The 16,797-nt window shown below is 45.5% G+C and carries 22 protein-coding genes; 15 read left to right on the top strand and 7 right to left on the bottom strand.

Features of this window, described 5'->3' with window-relative positions; genetic code table 11:
* Positions 1-29: 29 nt before the first annotated feature.
* Positions 30-1,241, bottom strand: coding sequence for a cytochrome P450 family protein (locus OWN49_RS00665; RefSeq protein WP_176283332.1), 1,212 nt, complete (start codon positions 1,239-1,241; stop codon positions 30-32).
* Between the two features lie 288 nt (positions 1,242-1,529).
* On the opposite strand from OWN49_RS00665, the gene OWN49_RS00660 reads away from it, so the two are divergent.
* A complete protein-coding gene (locus OWN49_RS00660; RefSeq protein ID WP_007611576.1) occupies positions 1,530-1,964 on the top strand; it encodes a NucA/NucB deoxyribonuclease domain-containing protein in 435 nt (144 codons plus the stop codon).
* A gap of 59 nt (positions 1,965-2,023) precedes the next feature.
* Positions 2,024-2,779 carry a YoaK family protein gene (locus OWN49_RS00655; protein ID WP_077722226.1) on the top strand — a complete coding sequence of 252 codons (756 nt, stop codon included), beginning with the start codon at positions 2,024-2,026 and terminating at the stop codon, positions 2,777-2,779.
* A gap of 33 nt (positions 2,780-2,812) precedes the next feature.
* On the opposite strand, the gene OWN49_RS00650 is transcribed toward OWN49_RS00655, so the two are convergent.
* Together OWN49_RS00650 and OWN49_RS00645 are read right to left on the bottom strand one after the other, a co-directional pair.
* On the bottom strand, positions 2,813-3,175 hold the full coding sequence (locus OWN49_RS00650; protein ID WP_077722227.1) for a hypothetical protein: 363 nt from the start codon (positions 3,173-3,175) through the stop codon (positions 2,813-2,815).
* 192 nt (positions 3,176-3,367) lie between these two features.
* The gene (locus tag OWN49_RS00645; protein ID WP_043867149.1) at positions 3,368-4,696 is read right to left on the bottom strand and encodes a S8 family peptidase; all 1,329 of its coding nucleotides are present in this window, start codon (positions 4,694-4,696) and stop codon (positions 3,368-3,370) included.
* 178 nt (positions 4,697-4,874) lie between these two features.
* Between OWN49_RS00645 and OWN49_RS00640 the strand changes: the two genes are divergently transcribed.
* From OWN49_RS00640 to OWN49_RS00630, 3 genes are all read left to right on the top strand, one after another.
* Positions 4,875-5,108: a hypothetical protein gene (locus OWN49_RS00640; protein WP_015239897.1), complete on the top strand. Its 234-nt coding sequence runs from the start codon at positions 4,875-4,877 to the stop codon at positions 5,106-5,108.
* A gap of 255 nt (positions 5,109-5,363) precedes the next feature.
* Positions 5,364-6,071 (top strand): poly-gamma-glutamate hydrolase family protein, encoded by a 708-nt coding sequence (locus OWN49_RS00635; RefSeq protein WP_003154076.1) that lies wholly within the window; start codon positions 5,364-5,366, stop codon positions 6,069-6,071.
* A 60-nt stretch (positions 6,072-6,131) separates the two neighbouring features.
* Positions 6,132-6,584 carry an OsmC family protein gene (locus OWN49_RS00630; protein ID WP_070081858.1) on the top strand — a complete coding sequence of 151 codons (453 nt, stop codon included), beginning with the start codon at positions 6,132-6,134 and terminating at the stop codon, positions 6,582-6,584.
* A 13-nt stretch (positions 6,585-6,597) separates the two neighbouring features.
* Here the strand turns inward: OWN49_RS00630 and erbB are convergent, their stop codons facing one another.
* From erbB to OWN49_RS00615, 3 genes are all read right to left on the bottom strand, one after another.
* On the bottom strand, positions 6,598-6,951 hold the full coding sequence (gene erbB / locus OWN49_RS00625; RefSeq protein ID WP_003154073.1) for an SMR family multidrug efflux transporter EbrB: 354 nt from the start codon (positions 6,949-6,951) through the stop codon (positions 6,598-6,600).
* Positions 6,952-6,967: 16 nt separating this feature from the next.
* Positions 6,968-7,282: an SMR family multidrug efflux transporter EbrA gene (gene erbA / locus OWN49_RS00620; RefSeq protein ID WP_003154071.1), complete on the bottom strand. Its 315-nt coding sequence runs from the start codon at positions 7,280-7,282 to the stop codon at positions 6,968-6,970.
* A gap of 138 nt (positions 7,283-7,420) precedes the next feature.
* Positions 7,421-7,726 (bottom strand): hypothetical protein, encoded by a 306-nt coding sequence (locus OWN49_RS00615; protein ID WP_015239898.1) that lies wholly within the window; start codon positions 7,724-7,726, stop codon positions 7,421-7,423.
* Positions 7,727-7,826: 100 nt separating this feature from the next.
* On the opposite strand from OWN49_RS00615, the gene OWN49_RS00610 reads away from it, so the two are divergent.
* The 9 genes from OWN49_RS00610 (at position 7,827) to OWN49_RS00570 (ending at position 14,595) form a co-directional block, all read left to right on the top strand.
* Entirely contained in the window at positions 7,827-8,231 is a 405-nt protein-coding gene (locus OWN49_RS00610) for a YmaF family protein (protein WP_070081859.1), read from the top strand.
* Positions 8,232-8,329: 98 nt separating this feature from the next.
* On the top strand, positions 8,330-9,274 hold the full coding sequence (miaA, locus tag OWN49_RS00605; protein ID WP_015388203.1) for a tRNA (adenosine(37)-N6)-dimethylallyltransferase MiaA: 945 nt from the start codon (positions 8,330-8,332) through the stop codon (positions 9,272-9,274).
* Positions 9,275-9,313: 39 nt separating this feature from the next.
* The gene (gene hfq, locus OWN49_RS00600; protein ID WP_003154064.1) at positions 9,314-9,535 is read left to right on the top strand and encodes an RNA chaperone Hfq; all 222 of its coding nucleotides are present in this window, start codon (positions 9,314-9,316) and stop codon (positions 9,533-9,535) included.
* Positions 9,536-9,631: 96 nt separating this feature from the next.
* The gene (locus OWN49_RS00595; protein ID WP_071391798.1) at positions 9,632-9,907 is read left to right on the top strand and encodes a YmzC family protein; all 276 of its coding nucleotides are present in this window, start codon (positions 9,632-9,634) and stop codon (positions 9,905-9,907) included.
* Positions 9,908-9,989: 82 nt separating this feature from the next.
* Positions 9,990-10,205: a hypothetical protein gene (locus OWN49_RS00590; protein ID WP_003154062.1), complete on the top strand. Its 216-nt coding sequence runs from the start codon at positions 9,990-9,992 to the stop codon at positions 10,203-10,205.
* A 259-nt stretch (positions 10,206-10,464) separates the two neighbouring features.
* Entirely contained in the window at positions 10,465-10,857 is a 393-nt protein-coding gene (gene nrdI, locus OWN49_RS00585) for a class Ib ribonucleoside-diphosphate reductase assembly flavoprotein NrdI (protein ID WP_003154061.1), read from the top strand.
* Complete coding sequence (gene nrdE / locus OWN49_RS00580) at positions 10,817-12,919, top strand: class 1b ribonucleoside-diphosphate reductase subunit alpha (RefSeq protein WP_003154060.1); 2,103 nt, start codon at positions 10,817-10,819, stop codon at positions 12,917-12,919. The genes nrdI and nrdE overlap by 41 nt, the downstream gene beginning before the upstream one ends.
* Before the next feature lie 17 nt (positions 12,920-12,936).
* Complete coding sequence (gene nrdF / locus OWN49_RS00575; RefSeq protein WP_024085331.1) at positions 12,937-13,926, top strand: class 1b ribonucleoside-diphosphate reductase subunit beta; 990 nt, start codon at positions 12,937-12,939, stop codon at positions 13,924-13,926.
* Between the two features lie 48 nt (positions 13,927-13,974).
* Positions 13,975-14,595, top strand: coding sequence for a hypothetical protein (locus OWN49_RS00570; RefSeq protein WP_044053225.1), 621 nt, complete (start codon positions 13,975-13,977; stop codon positions 14,593-14,595).
* A 49-nt stretch (positions 14,596-14,644) separates the two neighbouring features.
* On the opposite strand, the gene OWN49_RS00565 is transcribed toward OWN49_RS00570, so the two are convergent.
* Complete coding sequence (locus OWN49_RS00565) at positions 14,645-15,403, bottom strand: N-acetylmuramoyl-L-alanine amidase (protein WP_069013563.1); 759 nt, start codon at positions 15,401-15,403, stop codon at positions 14,645-14,647.
* Between the two features lie 306 nt (positions 15,404-15,709).
* Here OWN49_RS00565 and spoVK point away from each other — a divergent pair, with 306 nt between their 5' ends.
* The gene (spoVK, locus tag OWN49_RS00560) at positions 15,710-16,678 is read left to right on the top strand and encodes a stage V sporulation protein K (protein WP_015417523.1); all 969 of its coding nucleotides are present in this window, start codon (positions 15,710-15,712) and stop codon (positions 16,676-16,678) included.
* Positions 16,679-16,797: the final 119 nt, after the last annotated feature.

The following is a 16,797-nucleotide window of genomic DNA, read 5'->3' as shown; positions in this document are numbered from 1 at the left end:
AAAAAACCCCCGATAAACAGGGGGCGATATTAAAATCTGACAGGCAATGTTTCAAGCCCTCTCAAAAACACGTTTTTTCTCCATGTTACATCCTCGGGCGCGCCTTTCAGCTCTATATTCGGGAACCGTTTTAAAAGCGAAGTAAAGGCAATGGATGCTTCCATCCGGGCGAGCGGAGCCCCGAGACAAAAATGAATGCCGAATCCAAAAGAGATATGACGGTTCGGTGTTCTCGCTATATTTAATGTATCAGGATCATCGAAATATTCCGGGTCCCGATTGGCTGAACCGATGCCGATAAATATCATATCGCCTTTTTTAATAGAAACATCTTTATAGGTGAAATCTTCAAGCGCCCATCGATTCGCCATCATGATGACGGGAGAGGTGTAACGCAAAAGCTCTTCGACCGCCGTCTGGATATTTTCGGGCTGCCGCTTTATCTTCTCCATCTGGTCTTTGTGCAGAAGAAGCGCCAGGGTGCCGGAGCCGAGAAGGTTAACCGTTGTTTCAAGCCCGGCAACGACTAACAAAAACAGCATGGAATACAGCTCTGATTCACTCAGCTTTTGGCCGTCCTCTTCAGCGTAAATAAGCTTGGTTGTCAGATCTTCAGCCGGATGTTTTCTTTTTTCTTCGATCAGTGTTTTCATATATTGTTTAAATTCTTTGAGAGCCTGGTTGGTCGCATCTTGTCCGCTTTCTGACGTGTCAACCATCGCGTTAGTCCACACTTGAAATTTGGCGCGGTCCTCTTTCGAAATTCCGAGCAGCTCGGAAATGACGATAAACGGAAGGGGTGCCGCGAAATCTCTCATAATATCAGGGTCTGCTTTTTTTTCCATTTCATCCAGCAGCTCTTCTGTGATCTGCTCTATCCCGGTGCGAAGCTGCTCAATCATCCGGGGAGTGAACCCCTGATGCACCAAAGATCGAAGACGTGAATGATCCGGAGGGTCTTTTGCCAGCATATGCTCTGAGACAAAATCGATATCTTCGCTGACATTCAGCTTTGCGATCAGCTCCTTCGGCATGACCCGTCTTACATCTCTCGTAATTCTGCCGTCTTTTAAAAACGCCATACAATCATCATAACGCGTGATGAGCCATGCCGGAAAGGTGCCTCCGAAACGCTGCAGTTCGAATTTATGTATGGGGTCCTGCTCTCTGAATCTGCTTAAAACCGCAAAAGGGTCTTCGTGAAACTCGGGTGAGTGTGGGTGAAACATTGTTTTTTCCATCTGGATTTCCCCGCCTTCATGTTTTTGAAAAGACATAACCAACAGCCGGTGCCTGCCGACCGGACGGCATTCCTCCTTTTATCTGCCGAAGACACTGATCACAACGGCTCATAAGTATGTCTAAAATATATAAGGAAACAGAAGCCGGTTCAATAGATAAATCGTAAAGCCGCCATTTTCGTTAATTATCAACAAAACAGCAAACTTTTTTTGCCAATTCATCATGTGTGTTAAATCCGGCTAATATACATATTTACGCTTCATATCAACTTCTTAAGGAGGATGTGAATGAATGCGTTTATGAAATGGGCGGCAAGTCTGCTTTTGGTGATCTCTCTTCAGTTCGGCCTTACGGGCGCCGGCATCCATTCGGACAGTGCTGCTCGTGCCGCATCCCGATACGATCAGGTGCTGTATTTCCCGCTGTCAAAATATCCAGAGACGGGAAATCATATAAAAGACGCCATTTCGGCAGGTCATTCTGAGATTTGTACAATTGATCGGGGCGGAGCGGAGAATAGAAGGAAAGAATCATTGAAAGGAATTCCGACAAAGCCCGGGTTTGACCGTGATGAATGGCCCATGGCAGTCTGCACAGAAGGCGGGGCGGGGGCTGATATCAGATATGTAACCCCGTCGGATAACCGCGGGGCCGGTTCATGGGTTGGAAATCAAATGAGCGGCTATTCCGACGGCACGAGAGTATTATTTATCGTTCAGTAACTTCTCCGGTTCGCCGGAGTTTTTTTATGCTTTGAAAAAGCGGCACGCCGGCTGGACATATGAAATGGCAAAGAGTAAACTTATATGTTGGAATCAGCATAAGAAAGGATTGGATCACATTGACAGTGACTACATACCGAAATATTGCACTTTTACTTCTTTGTTTAACAGCGGGAATTGTGGATGTGATCGGTTATTTAAGCCTGGGACATATCTTTACTGCCAATATGACGGGGAATATCGTTCTGTTCGGCCTGGCGATCGGCAATTCATGGCACCTTGCCGTACTCAAATCGTTAACCTCGTTAATCGGATTTATTGCCGGCGTTATTGCCGCGGCCCTGCTTGTGGGCAATAAAAAGAAATCATTCTGGCCCCCTGCGGTAACTGCCGCTTTAGCTATTGAAGGAGCTGTTTTGCTGCTGTTTGCTTTGTTCTCTTGCTTTTTTGCAGATGCCATTTCTGTTTATGTGCTGATTATGCTGCTCAGCTTCGCAATGGGAATGCAGACGACAGCCGCGAGAAAACTTGGTGTAGCGGGGATTTCCACGACCGTATTAACGGGAACGCTCGCTAATTTTTTTGAAGATCTCACCGCAAGGTTTTACAAAGCGGACAAGCGGAAGCAGTTTACGAGAGATGCTGTATTGCGCGCACTTGCCTTGGTTCTGTATTGCTTTGGGGCGGTCATAGGCGCTTTTGCCGAACCGGATTATAAGTTTGCCGTGATCTGGCTCCCGATTATCATTATTTTAGGCATTATGCTTTGCGCATTCACGATGTTCCACGGATATTCTGAAGAAAAAAACCAATAAAAAAACGCCGCTGATTCAGGGCGTTTTTTCTTTTTATTGCTCTTTCCGGGTCCCGATTGTATACACGGCCCGATCTGTATGTACCTTTAATCCGTCTTGCTCCTTTTGGATGGTAATGTCGCCGAGCAGAGGAATTTCATACGCATCTTGAGGAAGCGGGACATTTCCTTCCTCCGTATAGGTTGTGCCGTGCCCTTTTAAGACGAGTTCTTCATCCGCTACATAGTCATCGGGATGGTTTGTCCGCCGGACGAGAACATCATCAAGGTGAAGCATGATCCGGTCCATATCAGAAATCTCGTTTCGGCTGTCTGTCAGCTCTCCTTTTCTGATATCAAGCGTTTGTCCGATCTGTTTTTGCAGCCATTCAGACAATTCGGTGTTTGTAAGTGCCATTGTGATTCCTCCTTTTATCTACACCATACTTATTCCCTATTTTTTTAGAAATACACCGCCTTGCATTGATCTTTTTTTCTGACAGCCGGTTCTGACCTGTTCCGAGTTCCTTCATTATAAATGTTTCATCTATTCACCTGAAAAACGGAGTCATCTGCCGGTGCAGACGACCCCGTTCTCATGATAAAAAGGTTACTCTTTCGGCACGGCGTTTTCAGCGTTCACTGCGCCCGCTCCGTAAATGTTCGGATCTTCATTTGTCCATTGATCCGGACTTTGTTTGATCAATGTTTTCACTTCGTCAGGCGAAAGCTGCGGGTTTTGCTGAAGGATTAAGGCAGCGATGCCCGCACAGATCGGAGTGGCCATGGACGTGCCCGAAAGACTGAAATACAAGGAGCCTACTCGGTTTGATTTCTGTAATTTGTCAAGATATGAACGCGGAGAACGGAGAGATACTATATCGACCCCGGGCGCAAGAATGTCAGGCTTCTCTTTTCCGTACACCGTCGGGCCGCGGCTTGAGAAAGAAGCGACCGTATCGTCCTCATTGCTGGCTGTATCATTGTCATCATAGGCGCCTACCGTGATGACCTTCTCGCTGACACCGGGGCTTGAAATCGTTTGAGCTTCCGGACCGGAGTTGCCCGCGGCGACGCAGACGACGATTCCTTCATTCCATGCCTCTTCAACGGCCTTGACGAGCGGGTCGTCCGTTTCTTTATCATATCTGAGCGCATCTCCGCCCAGTGACATGCTGATGATTCTGATCGGGTTCTTTGTGTGTTCTTTATTATATTGTATGCACCATTCCACACCTTCAATGATATCAGCCAAGGTTCCTGATCCTGATTTGTTTAAAACCTTGACTCCGATCAGATCGGCTTCCGGCGCCGGCCCCTGATATTTACCCGAAGATGAAGCGCCGCTGCTTGCGATATCACCGGCGCAATGGGTGCCGTGCCCGTTGTCATCATACGGTTCTGTCTTTTGATTGACAAAGTCCGCAAATCCGATAATCCTGCCTTCTAAATCGGGATGCTGATAGATTCCGGTATCAATAACGGCGACGGTTACGCCTTTTCCTGTTAATACGGTGCCGTTACGGGTCACTTCTTTTGCATGAGACGATTCAGCTGCCGTATCAAGGAGAGCTTTTACTTCACGGTTTAAATAGATTTTACGAATATCCCGGCATTGCGAAAGAAGCATGTGAAGGGCGGACGGAGTGACTTCGGCGCTGCAGCAGTTGATTGTTTGAAACTGCTTTTTTATGGTGCAGCGTTTTTCTTTTGATAAGACCTGTCCTGTGCTGTGAAAACCGGATTCATGGCAGCCCTCTTCAAATTCAATGATGACTGACATTTTCTTTCTGTTTTTCACCTTTTTTTCGAAAAAATTGTGCAAAAAGCAAGGTGTCCATTTGAAAGGTTTATATAACTGTAATACGTTTTCTCTGAGCGGCCAGTCCAGCTTATGAGCATTTGACCGCACCATTTGTACCATTGAGTAACCAAACATATATACTTTTCCTCCCATTCTGGCGATTCTCTCTATACCATATGAACAGGCCGTATGTTCGGTCAGTTTGTTTGTCCTTCAGGAGAGCTGGTTACTTGCGGCTTTTTCAGGAGAAGAAATCGAGTTGGATCGGAACGTTTGTTCGTTTATGATGAATCCGGCGGAAGGAGGTATACACATGAACATCATATTGAGACATTCCTTGGAAAAACAGCTTCCGATTGATATTATATATATGAAAAAAGACGGCTCTATTTCAAAACGGACCATTATGATAAAAAAAGGGGATGAGCGGGCTGTAACGGCATTTTGCTGTACAAAAAGGCAGATGAGAACTTTTTTGACGGGCTCCATTCTGTCCTGCGCATTTGCTTCGGGAGGCGGATATTCATTTTTAAAAGCGTATTCTTGATGCCGTCCGTTTCCGGCCGTGAATCTCCCGCCCCTGAAAATTCGGGCGTTCCTCCCTTTTTTTTTGCCCTCTCTCAACCTTTTTTCACTGATGCCCGGCATTTGAGCGCTTGAACCGTGACAATCCATTGATTTTTCGAAACCGGGAAGTTTTTCACTGATGATAATGTTAATAGAATGTTAAGATAAGACCTATTGACAAAAATCCATATAATGAATATTTCATTTTTCAGAAAGGAGCAAAGAAGGAGAGCTGATGAAAAGAATTTTACTTAATGTCATCATTATCGTAGCAATGGTCTTACTAATAAGATGTGCTCATTATGCGTCAGACCCTGATCCCTCGAATTCTTCTGATACATACACAGATTTTAAAGATCTGGCTGAACATGAAGACCCCGATGATTATCATATATCGTACAATAAGCGAAAGGGGAGCCCCGTATTGATCATGTCGCCGCACGGAGGGAGAATTGAGGGCGGGGTGAGCGAGATCGTCCGCTCTTTCAGGGATGATTATTCAACCTACCTGTTTGAGGGATTAAAAGCGCATGATAACCAGACTCTTCATATTACGAGCACCAAGTTCGATGAGCCTTCAGCAGTCGAAAGCATTAAGCAGCACCATTATGTTATCGCAGTTCACGGTTATAAAGGCGACGAGAAAAATACTCTTGTCGGAGGAAGCGACCGGAAGCGGGCGAAAAAATTGGTGAGAGCTCTCAAACGAAACGGATTTCCTGCAGAATTGGCAACCTCAAAAACCGGTCTGGCCGGGGTTGACACCGAAAATATCAATAACCAGGCTCAAACCGGGCTTAGTATACAGCTTGAGATCAGCAGAGAACAGCGGGAAGCGTTTTTTGATAATTTTGATTACCGCGAAAGGGAATTCACAAAAACGGAGGAATTTTACCGGTTTGTCCGTACGATAAAAAGAGTGATCAATCAAGAGTATTCGTGAGCTTAAAAAAAGACAAACCAGTGAAAGGTGAGTAAACTGAAAAAAAAGGAGGTTTGTCCCTTGGCAAAACATCACTTTTATTTAAAAGCAAATTGGCCCGGAAATCGCAATGACGTCGGCGATATTAAAAGCGGCCGGCTGGAAACGGCTGTGTCCATTCCTAAGGAAATGGACGGACCCGGAGAAGGCACAAATCCTGATGAAATGCTGCTTGGAGCGGCCGCGACCTGTTATATTATAACGCTTGCGGCGATGATGGAAAGAAGCGGTCTGGATAAAGAAGATCTACATATGGAATCTGAAGGAATTGTAGACGTCACGAACGGTGTGTTCACGTACCAGAAAATCATTCACCGCCCGTTTATATTATTAAAGCCGGATGCAGCCGAAACGGACTTTACGCTCGCCAGGAAGTTAGCGCAAAAAGCGGAGTCCTCCTGTATGATTTCACGAGCGATCCAAGGAAACGTGGAGATGGAGCTTGAGGTTGAAGTAAAAGCTGCCCGCGCTTGACGAGTTCAAACGGTCAGCTCCGGGCCGTTTGATTTTTTTTAGCTTTTTGAGACTTGGAACGGTTCAGCAGGATGACGCCCGTGATGACAAAAATAAGCCCGATCATCATTTTGGCTGTCATGGCTTCCTTAAAAACAAAAAAGCCGACAATTGCCGTTAAAGCCGTGCCGACACCTGACCATGTCGCGTATGCGGCGGATAAATCAAGGCTTTTCAAAGAGAAGCTCAAAAACATAAAAGAGGCTCCGATTCCGGCAATGACGCCGAGAGCGGGCCATAAGTGCGTAAAACCGTCCGACAGCTTCAGCATCGTGCTTCCAAACACTTCTGATACAATGGCTAATGCCAGGCAGAGTAATCCTTTCATATCATGCTTCTCCTTTCTACCAATTCATCAGAATGACACCGGCCAATAAGAATACAAGTCCGATGACGGCCTGCTTGTCCAGTTTTTCATGAAACCATTTCGCTCCGATAATGGATGCGAGCACCGTTCCGGCTCCGCTCCATGTTGCATAGGATAAGCTGAGCGGAATGAGATTCAGTGTCAGTGAAAGCATATAAAAGGCCAATGAATAGCCTGCCACTACAAGCGCGCTCGGCAAAAACCGCGTAAATCCGCGGGAGACCTTCAGCATGGCCGCGCCGATTGACTCTGATAAAATAGCAATTGTGAGGAAGATATAACCCAGAATCATATCAAATCCCCCTCTCATCATAATCCTTATGCCTTTTGTTTAAGGCAGTAAAATAAAATAATATCCGAACTTTGCCCGCCAAGTCAAGACATTAGGCCTATATAAAAAGGCCCCTGAAAGGAGCCCTTTTTGATTGTCTTAGTAGTAATACGGATAGTAAGGGTAGCCGTAACCTCCGTACAAATACGGATTGAACAAAGCGCTTCCGACAAGCCCCCCGACAAGCCCTCCGACAAACGGTCCGCCGTAAAAACCAAACGGCCGTCCGAACCCGCCAAACCAAGGGCGGCCAAACCAAGGCCGGCCAAAACCAAAACCCGGCCGCCCGAAGCCGAATCCGAATCCGGGACGCCCGAACCCGAAGCCCGGCCGTCCAAACCCAAATCCGGGCCGTCCAAACTGTCTCATATCACTATCTGCTTCGTATGTGTATTCTTCATTCATAATTTAGGTACCTCCAAGAATAAATTTGAGATGATAACAGAGTATTCAGCCCACCAATTTTTGATTGGGCGTTTATCAAAAAATAAAGGAGTGATCTTTTGTGGGCCTGTATCAGTCCGATTGGTCAAAAAAACCTCCGCACACACACGCATACCGGGCTGTTACGGATGTAGTGCAGGGGCATTACCATGTGATCGAAGGCTTTTCGCAGCCGGAGAACGGCAGCAATACAGATGAGCATACACATTTCTATACGGGCATCACCTCGTTTGAAAACGGCCATTTTCATAGGTATTACGGCATTTCCGGCCCTGCCATCCCGAGGGTTGACGGAACACATTACCATGAGCTTTCAGAGACCACCTTTGCCGCCTACAATGAGCCGATTCAGATCCAGCACGGCGGCGTCGTTTACGATCCGCGGGAGAAAGGACGGAAAACGCACCGCCATACGCTCAAAGGAAAAACGAGAGAGGTTGTCGGAAACGAGCCGATCGGGTGGTAGCGGATGTTTAGCGCTCAGGAAAAAGGGCAAAATGGATAGGTGCCTGAAGAAATGAATGCTATAATTAGGGGGAGATTTATAAAAGAGAGTGATACATATTGAAAAATAAAAAACAGCCTGTCGTCATACTCGTCGGACCGACGGCAGTCGGAAAAACAAAACTAAGCATCGGACTCGCGAAAATGCTGAATGCGGAAATCATCAGCGGAGATTCCATGCAGGTATATAAAGGGATGGACATCGGAACGGCCAAAGTCACCGAAGAAGAGACAGAAGGCGTGCCGCATCACCTGATTGATATTTTGGAGCCGTCCGACACTTTTTCAACGGCAGATTATCAGAAAATGGTAAGGGGAAAAATCACCGAGATTGCCGGTAGAGGAAAGCTGCCGATGATTGTCGGGGGGACGGGTCTGTACATTCAGTCCGTGCTGTATGACTATACGTTCACGGAAAACTCCGGCGACCCTGTATTCCGGGAGCGCATGGAGAAACTGGCGGCTGAAGAAGGGGCGGAAGCGCTTCATGCCAAGCTTGCGGCAGCCGATCCGGAAGCGGCGGCAGCCATTCATCAAAACAATACGCGAAGAGTCATCCGCGCACTCGAAATCCTGCATGTATCGGGAAAAACAATGTCAGAGCATCTTAAAACCCAAAAACGGGAGCTGCTTTACAATGCGGTTCTTATCGGTCTTACAATGGACAGAGAAGTGCTGTACGGCCGGATTAACGAGCGCGTTGACCTGATGCTGGAAACCGGCCTTCTTGACGAAGTAAAGCGGCTGTATGATATGAATATCCGGGACAGCCAATCGATTCAGGCGATCGGCTATAAAGAGCTGTATGAATATCTTGATGGAAAAGTGCCGCTCCCTCAGGCTGTGGAGCAATTAAAACAAAATTCAAGGCGATATGCGAAACGCCAGCTGACCTGGTTTCGCAATAAAATGCCCGTTTCATGGACAGATATGACGCCGCCTGTTGATATTGAGCAGAAAAAAAAGGAAATTTTCGAGTGCATAGCAGGAAAACTGGAAATTTAATCGAAACAGTATTGTATTGAGAACCAAGGAGGACGAAACATGAAACCGATTAATATTCAAGATCAGTTTTTGAATCAAATCCGAAAAGACAATACGTTCGTCACGGTGTTTTTACTCAACGGCTTTCAGCTTCGCGGCCAGGTAAAAGGCTTTGACAACTTTACCGTTTTGCTCGAAACGGAGGGGAAGCAGCAGCTTATTTATAAACATGCCATCTCCACGTTCGCCCCGCAAAAAAACGTCCAGCTTGAGCTTGAATAGACTTTTTGACAAAGACCATGAACAATGGTCTTTTTCTATGCGCGTCTGTATATTGCAGGCCGTATATCGGAAAGATAAAAGGGGGTACGGAAAATCGTGTTCGAAAGTGAAAATGAACTGAGAAGAATCAGGATTACGCTCGTTTGGATCGCTGTTTTTTTGCTGTTTGGAGCTTGCAGCAATCACGAGACGGTGGTGACGGATGATGACGGCGGCTTGGCGGATGCCGAACCGCAGACAGAAGGCGTGGTGCAGCTGGAACATAATCGTTTCGGCATTGTCGAGGACGGTTACTTAAAAATATACCGCTATGATGAAAAAACGGATAAAATCGAACTGAAAAAAGAAACGGCGCTGGATGAGCTTGAATAAATTTCACAAGCGTTCGAATTTACAAAGCGGGCCGCACAAGCTACACTAAGTACTGACATTGATCATGCAGAGGGTGAGACGATTGAAACACAAGGTGATAATCAACCATTGGGAAGAAACTTGTGAAGATGATTCCTGCTATGAATATGGAACCAGCATCATCGTTGACGGCAAAGAACTGATCAGAGAGGCTTCCATCACAAGCGCTCTGAAAGCCGTACTGAAAGAAATCGGTGCTGATGTGGAGATTGAAGAAACCGTTGAAAGCGAAAAAAAATGTGATTCTTACAAAAAATAAGAATAAAAGTCTAGACTACTAAGCAGTTTTTTTTCATGTTATGATAGACATCGGCTTACACATGACACCTTGAGTAGGATGAGAGATGATTCTCGTTCTGCTCTCTTTTTTGGGCGTTAATCGGGCCGGAGCCAAAGTCCGCTCTTTCAAAAATATGAATTTTTTATAAATCGATCTCAATATGTTGTGTTTTTCTGAGAGGTTAGTATACTATATATAGTGTTAAGAGATTCATTATTTTTGATAGGTCGTGATAAGGATGGTTCAAATCATATTTGATTCAAAGACAGGGAATGTTCAGCGTTTTGTGAATAAAACAGACTTTCAGCTGATCCGCAAGGTGGACGAAACGGACCACGTGGACACTCCGTTTGTTTTGGTCACCTACACGACAAACTTCGGTCAGGTACCGGCATCAACACAATCATTTCTCGAAAAATACGCCCATCTCTTATTAGGAGTCGCTGCGAGCGGCAACAAAGTATGGGGCGATAACTTTGCAAAAAGCGCCGATACCATCTCTAGACAATATCAGGTGCCGATCTTGCACAAATTTGAACTCAGCGGCACATCTAAAGACGTTGAATTGTTTACTCAGGAGGTAGAAAGAGTTGTCACAAAATCAAGTGCCAAAATGGATCCAGTTAAATAACGAAATCATGATCCAACAAGATGGAAAATTCCAGTTTGATAAAGATAAAGAGGCTGTACATAGCTATTTTGTAGACTATATCAATCAAAACACAGTTTTCTTTCACGATTTAAAAGAGAAGCTGGATTATTTGATTGAAAACCAATACTACGAAGAGGAATTCTTAAGCCTTTATTCTTTTGAAGACATTAAAGAAGTGTTTAAGACAGCTTACGCTAAGAAGTTTCGTTTTCCTTCCTTCATGAGTGCGTTTAAATTCTATAATGACTATGCTTTGAAAACGAATGACAAGAAAAAAATCCTCGAGCGTTATGAGGACCGGATCTCAATCGTCGCGCTGTTCTTTGCAAACGGCGACACTGAGAAAGCAAAAGAATATGTGAACTTGATGATCAATCAGGAATATCAGCCAAGCACACCGACATTTTTGAATGCCGGCAGAAAACGCCGCGGAGAACTTGTGAGCTGTTTCTTGCTCGAAGTCAATGATTCCTTAAACGATATTTCACGGGCGATCGATATTTCCATGCAGCTGTCTAAATTGGGCGGCGGGGTTTCTCTTAATCTGTCCAAGCTCCGCGCGAAAGGTGAAGCGATTAAAGATGTTGAGAATGCCACAAAAGGCGTTGTAGGCGTCATGAAGCTTCTTGATAACGCGTTCCGTTACGCTGACCAAATGGGGCAAAGACAAGGCTCTGGCGCGGCGTACTTAAACATTTTCCACCGCGATATCAATGACTTTCTTGATACGAAAAAGATTTCTGCGGATGAAGATGTGCGTGTCAAAACGCTTTCTATCGGTGTCGTCATTCCGGATAAGTTCGTTGAGCTTGCACGTGAGGACAAAGCGGCTTATGTATTCTATCCGCACACGATTTATAAAGAATACGGCCAGCATATGGATGAGATGGACATGACGGCGATGTATGAGGAACTTGTCGACAACCCGCGTGTCAAAAAAGAAAAAGTGAATGCGCGCAAATTGCTTGAAAAGCTTGCCGTTCTCCGTTCTGAGTCAGGTTATCCATACATTATGTTCCAGGACAACGTAAACAAAGAGCATGCGAATAACCACGTATCAAAAGTGAAATTCTCGAACCTTTGCTCTGAAGTGCTTCAGGCGTCACAGGTTTCGGCTTACACAGATTATGACGAGGAAGACGAAATCGGCTTGGACATTTCCTGCAACCTTGGTTCATTAAATATACTGAATGTCATGAAACATAAATCGATTGAGCGCACGGTGAAACTCGCGACGGATTCCCTGACTCATGTATCTGAGACGACGGATATCCGCAACGCGCCGGCAGTCAGACGCGCGAACAAAGCGATGAAGTCGATCGGTTTAGGCGCCATGAACCTTCACGGCTACCTGGCCCAAAACGGCATCGCTTATGAAAGCCCGGAAGCAAGAGATTTCGCGAATACGTTCTTTATGATGGTGAACTTTTATTCCATCCAGCGTTCAGCTGAGCTTGCGAAAGAAAAAGGCGAAACGTTTGAGCATTATGAAGGCTCCACTTATGCAACGGGAGAATATTTCAATAAATACATCGAAAAAGAGTTCTCACCGGCATACGAAAAAATCGCTGCGCTCTTTGAAGGCATGCACATCCCGACAATCGAAGACTGGAAAGAGCTGAAGGCGTTTGTCGCTGAAAACGGCATGTACCACAGCTACAGACTGTGCATCGCGCCGACAGGCTCCATTTCCTACGTCCAATCCAGCACGGCGTCCGTTATGCCGATCATGGAACGGATCGAAGAAAGAACATACGGAAATTCAAAAACGTATTACCCGATGCCGGGGTTAGCGTCTAATAACTGGTTCTTCTACAAAGAAGCTTATGATATGGACATGTTCAAAGTGGTGGATATGATCGCGACAATCCAGCAGCATATCGATCAGGGAATCAGCTTTACCCTGTTTTTGAAAGATACGATGACAACTCGTGATCTGAACCGTATTGATCTGTATGCCCACCATAGAGGCATCAAAACCATTTACTATGCAAGAACGAAAGATACCGGGCAGGACAGCTGTCTTTCTTGTGTCGTTTGATTAAAGGAGAGTTAACAGTGACAAAAATTTATGACGCAGCAAACTGGTCAAAGCATGAAGATGATTTCACCCAAATGTTTTACAACCAAAACGTAAAGCAGTTTTGGCTTCCGGAAGAGATCGCATTAAACGGCGATCTTCTTACTTGGAAGTATTTGGGTAAAAATGAGCAGGATACGTACATGAAGGTGCTCGCCGGCCTGACACTGCTTGATACAGAGCAGGGGAACACAGGCATGCCGATTGTGGCCGAGCACGTCGAGGGCCATCAGCGAAAAGCGGTTCTTAATTTCATGGCGATGATGGAAAACGCGGTGCACGCAAAATCATATTCAAATATTTTTATGACGCTTGCTCCGACTGAAACGATCAACGAAGTATTTGAATGGGTTAAACAAAATAAATATTTGCAGAAAAAAGCGCAAATGATTGTCGGGCTTTACAAAGCCATTCAAAAAGATGATGAAATTTCACTGTTTAAAGCGATGGTCGCATCGGTTTACTTAGAAAGCTTCCTTTTCTACAGCGGTTTCTATTATCCGTTATATTTCTACGGACAGGGAAAACTGATGCAAAGCGGTGAGATCATCAACCTGATTCTTCGTGATGAAGCGATCCACGGTGTATATGTCGGACTGCTGGCACAGGAAATATACAATAAACAAACAGAAGCGAAAAAAGCGGAACTTCGCGAATTTGCGGTTGAGCTTTTAGAAGAGCTTTATCACAATGAGCTTGAATATACAGAGGATCTCTACGACCAAGTCGGGCTGTCTCATGACGTAAAGAAATTCATCCGCTATAACGCCAATAAAGCTTTGATGAACTTAGGGTTCGATCCTTACTTTGAAGAAGAGGATATTAATCCGATCGTATTAAACGGATTAAACACCAAAACAAAATCACATGATTTCTTCTCCATGAAAGGGAACGGCTACAAAAAGGCGACCGTAGAACCGATTAAGGACGAAGATTTTTATTTTGGCCAAGACGAAGAGCAGATATAATATCTGCTCTTTTGGCTTGAATGGAGAGGTAAGACAGGAGGAACGGGCATGAATAAAATGGATGAAATCATCTTGGCTGCACCGCGGAGTGACGTCTTTCAAAACGAAATGCTGACATTTCAGGGAGTCAACAGCGAGGATGAACGTATCATAAAAATTATGGCTCAAATTGAGGCGCATTTTTTTGAAATCAGAAGAGGCGACGCGGAAGAGGACCCGCGATTTAAACAGCCGATTCCGTATGTCGTCATCCGCCGTGATGATGAGGTGTTTGTGTATGAGCGGCTCGCGGGCGGAGGGGAATCGCGCCTCCATAATAAGCTTTCTCTCGGCTTCGGCGGACACATGAACCCTATGGAAGGGGCGGCTTCATTTTCGGAAGTGCTGAAACAGAACACCGACCGGGAGCTGGCGGAAGAACTGTACATTCGCGAGGAGGACAAACAAAACATTGTCACACTCGGCTTGATCAATGATGATGAAAACGATGTAGGGAAGGTGCATATCGGCATCCTTTCTGCGCTCCAGTTAGCGCCTGCAGCACAAGTCGAAGTGAAAGAAAAAGATCAAATCGCCGGGCGCTGGATGAAACTGAGCGAACTGAAAGAGGAAAATGTGTATCAGCGTCTTGAAGCTTGGTCTCAGTTTGTCGCCGATATACTTCAATAACAAAAAACCCCCGTTCGTCCCAAAAAAGGGAGAGCAGGGGTTTTTTCGTTTAGTCTTGCACAATGAAGGCATCAAATCCGGCTTTTTCGGCCCGCGCTGCCAACGCTTCAGCATAATCTCTGAAAGAGAATGCGCCGATCTGCACTTTAAATAAGCCGCCTTTTGGAAGCACAATCGCGTCAAAACCTTTAGACACCGCATCGGCGGCAAGCGCATCAGCATTTGCTTTCACGTTGAATGCGCCGATTTGCACTTTATATAAGTCAGCCTTTTTTTTTAGACCGAAAGCTTGCTCCAAGCCCTTGGCATGTCCTCTTGCAAGGCTTTCAATAAAACTGGCTGTTTTCAGTTTGTTTGCATCAGCTGACGTATCAACAAAACCATTCTCCGTCAAAATCGCCGGCATCCTTGTCTCCCGCAGCACATGGAAGTTGGCTGTTTTTTTTCCGCGGTCATTAAAACCCGATGCTTGAATTACTTGCGTGTGGACGGCTGATTGGTAAGTCGAGGTCGGCGCTCCGACACCGGGGTAAATATAGCTTTCGAATCCGGTTCCGCCTCCTGAGTTAATATGAATGGATAAAAAATAATCTGCGCCCCAGCTGTTGGCGGCATCCGTTCTTTCCGTCAGGCTGACCGTCTTATCGCTTGTCCTGCTCATCGTGACAGAAACTCCTTCATACTCATTCGTCAGAATCGTGCGCAAAGCCAGTGCGATCTCCAGCGTGACCGCTTTTTCCTGAAGTCCGTTTCCGGTTGCACCTGAATCAGTTCCGCCATGACCGGGGTCTATAAAAATTTTAACCATTCTCCATCACCTCATTACAGCATATGATGATGTTCAAAAGGTGCTTGTACGGCTGTCATTCATGAAAAAAATGAGAGATACACCCAACATTTCCCGGAAAATAAAAATAAATGGTTTGTCCTCCCGTTTCTGCTGAATACAATAAGAAATGAAAAATATTTCTCGGGAAAGCGCAGGATTCAACATCATTCCCGAAGAGAACGGAAAAAGTGACAGATAAAGAGGAAAACGGGCCTCATGATGATAGGCGGATGTCACCGAACCTCTTCATCATGAGTAAGATAAAGAGAGAACAGAGAGGTGAGCATGTTGGAGCGCGCTGTAACCTATAAAAATAACGGACAAATTAACATCATTCTTAATGGCCAAAAGCAAGTGCTGACAAATGCAGAAGCTGAGGCGGAATATCAGGCCGCCCTGCAAAAAAATGAAGCCAAGCACAGCATTCTGAAAGAAATTGAAAAAGAAATGAACACATTAGTGGGTATGGAAGAAATGAAACGCAACATTAAAGAAATTTACGCTTGGATATTCGTCAACCAAAAACGGGCCGAACAAGGGCTGAAAGTCGGAAAACAAGCTCTTCATATGATGTTCAAAGGGAACCCAGGCACAGGGAAAACCACCGTCGCGAGACTGATCGGCAAGCTTTTCTTCGAAATGAACGTTCTTTCCAAAGGACATCTGATCGAAGCGGAACGTGCCGATCTCGTCGGTGAATACATCGGACACACGGCGCAAAAAACGAGAGATCTGATTAAAAAATCGCTTGGGGGTATTTTATTCATTGATGAAGCATACTCACTTGCAAGGGGCGGAGAAAAGGATTTCGGTAAAGAGGCGATTGATACGCTTGTCAAACATATGGAAGACAAACAGCATGAATTTATTCTGATCCTGGCAGGGTACTCGAGAGAAATGACACATTTCCTGTCATTAAATCCCGGCCTGCAATCGCGTTTTCCTATCAGCATCGATTTTCCGGATTACTCTGTCACTCAGCTGATGGACATCGCAAAGCGCATGATAGCAGAGCGGGAGTATCAATTAAGCCAGGAAGCCGAGTGGAAGTTAAAAGATTACTTAATGACAGTGAAAAGCACGACAAGCCCCATTAAATTCAGCAACGGGCGCTTTGTCAGAAACGTGATTGAAAAATCAATCCGCGCTCAGGCCATGAGACTTTTAATGGGAGACCAATACTTAAAAAACGATTTAATGACGATCAAGAGCCAGGATTTACTTATAAAAGATGAGGCGGCAGCTCACGAATAGACCTCTCAGCCGGTTTGAGGGGTCTCTTTTTTATTTCTCTCTTTAAAACCCGCCGGATGTGTGGTATACGCCCTGCGGGTTTGGTATGATAGTACTACTGCCCAATACGACACAGAAAG

Source organism: Bacillus sp. NEAU-242-2 (genome assembly GCF_027853835.1).
Classification (GTDB): Bacteria; Bacillota; Bacilli; order Bacillales; family Bacillaceae; genus Bacillus; species Bacillus velezensis.
The sequence above is the reverse complement of the archived record's forward strand: the minus strand, read 5'-3'. Positions and strand labels throughout refer to the sequence as shown.